Here is a 2,639-nt window from a genome sequence, read left to right as displayed (position 1 = left end):
TGTCAATGGACAGCTGAAACTGCCCGTGGGCGGACGTGAGAAATGCCTGTAGGTGGCCGTTAAGAACTGCCCAGTGGCGGACACGAATCTGCCCATGAGGGGTGCATCCGCCACCGGTCGGTGAGGCCGATGTCAGGTCAAGGATTTGACTCCTTTCCCGTGCAGGGCTTGGGCCAGTCGCACGGAGTCGCCGCTGGTTTGGCATAGGTGCGCGTGGTGCAGCAGTCGGTCGATGGTGGCGGTGGCCAGTGTTTTGGGCATCAGCTCGTCGAAGCCACTGGGGTGCAGGTTCGACGAGATCGCCACCGACTTGCGCTCATAGGCGGCCTCGACGATGCGGTAAAGCCCTTCGGCGGCATCGGCACCGACCGGCAAGAGTCCTACGTCATCGATGACGACGAGCTCAGCGCGCACGATCTTGGCCACCGCCTTGCCCAGGGAGTCATCGGCGCGGTGGGCGCGGACGAGCACCCCGATTTGTTCGAGGGTGAACCACGCCACCGGCATTCCGGCTTCGATGACCTTCTGTCCGAGTGCTTCGAGGAAGAACGTCTTGCCGGTGCCGGCGGGCCCGCAGACCACCAGATTCTCGTGGCGCCCAACCCATTCCAGGGTCTGCAGCGCCTGTTGGGTGGGTAACGGGATGGAGGAGGCCCCTGGGTCCCAGGCGTCGAAGGTTTTCCCGGTCGGGAATCCGGCGGCTTTGCGGCGGGAAGCCAGCATGGAGCGGGCGCGGCCGGCGGCTTCCTCGGTCAGCAGTGCTTTGATGACCTCGGTGGGGTCCCAGCGTTGGGCGCGGGCGGTGGCCAGTACGTCGGCGGCGATTGCGCGTGCGTGCGGTAACCGCAGCCCACGCATCAGCGCTTCGACGTCGGCTGACAACGCCGCAGTGGTCGTGGTGGTGGTCATGCGATGCCTGCCTCGTCGGCATCGATGATGGTGCGGCCGAACAGGTTCCACCCGGCGGTGCCTTGGGCCAGGGAGGTGTCTTCGTCCGCGCCGCGCCGAGTCAGGTCCAGGCCCTTGGCCGCGAGGATGGAATCCAGGTCGCCGGTGGCGAACCGGCCGTGCACAGCGGCATGCCCGAGTGCCCAGTCGACATCGGCGCGGCCGGCCAGCACGGACAGTTCGACGGCGTGAGCCATCTTCTGCAGAATGCGTTCAGTGCCCACCGCGGCGGCTTCCTTGAGCCATACCGCCGCACCGGGGCCCAACGCCAGGAACGTCTGCTCCGATACCGTGCGGGCGCGGAGGCGGTAGTCGCCGGGGACCTTGTCGTGGTGTTCGGGGAAGTGAGCGTCGTCGATGGCAGGGCTTCCCGGGGTGGCACGCCGGTGCCTGGCCACTTCGACGGGGCCGCCGTCATCGAGGGCGCAGATCACCACTTCGCCGGTGCCGTCGTGGTGGCGGATCCACACCGTCTGTCCCAATAGTGTTGCCGGAAGCGAGTATTGGCAGTGTTCGAAAGTCACCATCGGGGTGTTGTCGGGAACCCGGCGGGTCACCCCCAACGCGGCGGTGTGGGGCAGATCGGGCACGGCATGCAAGGCAGGACGTTCCTGAGAAAGCATCTCGATCGGACGGCGGCCCGTCGTGCGGTGCACCCGGGCGTTGATCTCGGCCACGAACGCCGCGCACGCGGCTTCGACGTCGGTGAAAGAGTCGTACTGGGGCAGCAGATTCGTGTCGGTGGGCACGATGTCGGCTTTGGCGAGTTTGACCGCGTTTTCCACCCCACCCTTGGAGGCGGGATCGGCGGGCTCACAGGTCAGCACCGAAATGCCGTAATAGCGGCCGAAAGTAACCGCGGCCCGGTTGCGGACCGGGACTCCGGCGATGTGTCCGGTCGTGACGGTCTTCTCGTTGTCGGTCAGCAGGTAAGTCGGGGCGCCCCCCACGATGCGGAAGATCCGATCCAGCCCGGCGAAGACACTGGGCGCGGTGCGGTCCCGCAGCGCGATCACCACCCGGTAGCGGCTCCACGCCAGCCACGCCACCAGCAGCACGATCTTGCGGCCGGCCACCATCGGGCCATCGGCGAAGTCGTACTGCAGCCACAGTCCGGGCTCGGTGATCCAGGGCCGGTGCACGCGTGTATTACCCAGTCGCCATTGCGCTTTGATCTCCGCCAGCGCACGCCGCGTGGTGCGGTCAGTGCCGGTGTATCCCAACGCCACCAGCTTGTCGTGGGCTTTGTCGCCTCGGATCTTGCCCTTCGAATCAGAAACCCAGCTCTCCAGGACGTCGCGCCAATCGTCGACCATCCGGGCCCGCCGAGTGGCCGGCGTCAAACCAGCGTTGCGATCTTCGACCGCCTTTTTCACGGTGTGGTGCGAGCATCCGCACAGCTCGGCGGCGGCGCGGAAGGACCCGGTCAGGTCGTAAGCATTCAGTATTTCCATGAGTTCTCCGTCAGACTTCAAGTAGGTCTCTCCTGGGGTGGTCGAGTCGACTAGGCATCGACATCGAAACCGCAGGAGAGGCCGCCACGGCGCTGACGCGCCGGACAGCATCAGATAGGTCTAGGCAGATTCATGGCCGCCAGCGGGCACTTTCGTGCCCGCCAGTGGGCAGAACTTATTGACCGCTAATGGGCACTTTCGTGTCCGCCAGTGGGCATTTTTTCATGTCCGCCGACA

At 65.8% G+C, this 2,639-nt stretch carries 2 protein-coding genes; both read right to left on the bottom strand.

What is annotated here, in order from left to right; all coding sequences use genetic code 11:
• Positions 1–132: 132 nt before the first annotated feature.
• Positions 133–909: an ATP-binding protein gene (locus CYU59_RS24460; protein WP_293003785.1), complete on the bottom strand. Its 777-nt coding sequence runs from the start codon at positions 907–909 to the stop codon at positions 133–135.
• Positions 906–2,423, bottom strand: coding sequence for an IS21 family transposase (gene istA / locus CYU59_RS24455; protein ID WP_293003784.1), 1,518 nt, complete (start codon positions 2,421–2,423; stop codon positions 906–908). The genes CYU59_RS24460 and istA overlap by 4 nt, the downstream gene beginning before the upstream one ends.
• Positions 2,424–2,639: the final 216 nt, after the last annotated feature.

Source organism: Mycobacterium sp., from assembly GCF_002863225.1.
In the GTDB taxonomy this organism is placed as follows: domain Bacteria; phylum Actinomycetota; class Actinomycetes; order Mycobacteriales; family Mycobacteriaceae; genus Mycobacterium.
The sequence above is the reverse complement of the archived record's forward strand: the minus strand, read 5'-3'. Positions and strand labels throughout refer to the sequence as shown.

Coding starts and splice junctions, on each gene's coding strand:
- CYU59_RS24460 (WP_293003785.1), bottom strand. CDS start 909: ATGACCACCACCACGACCACTGCGGCGTTGTCAGCCGACGTCGAAGCG.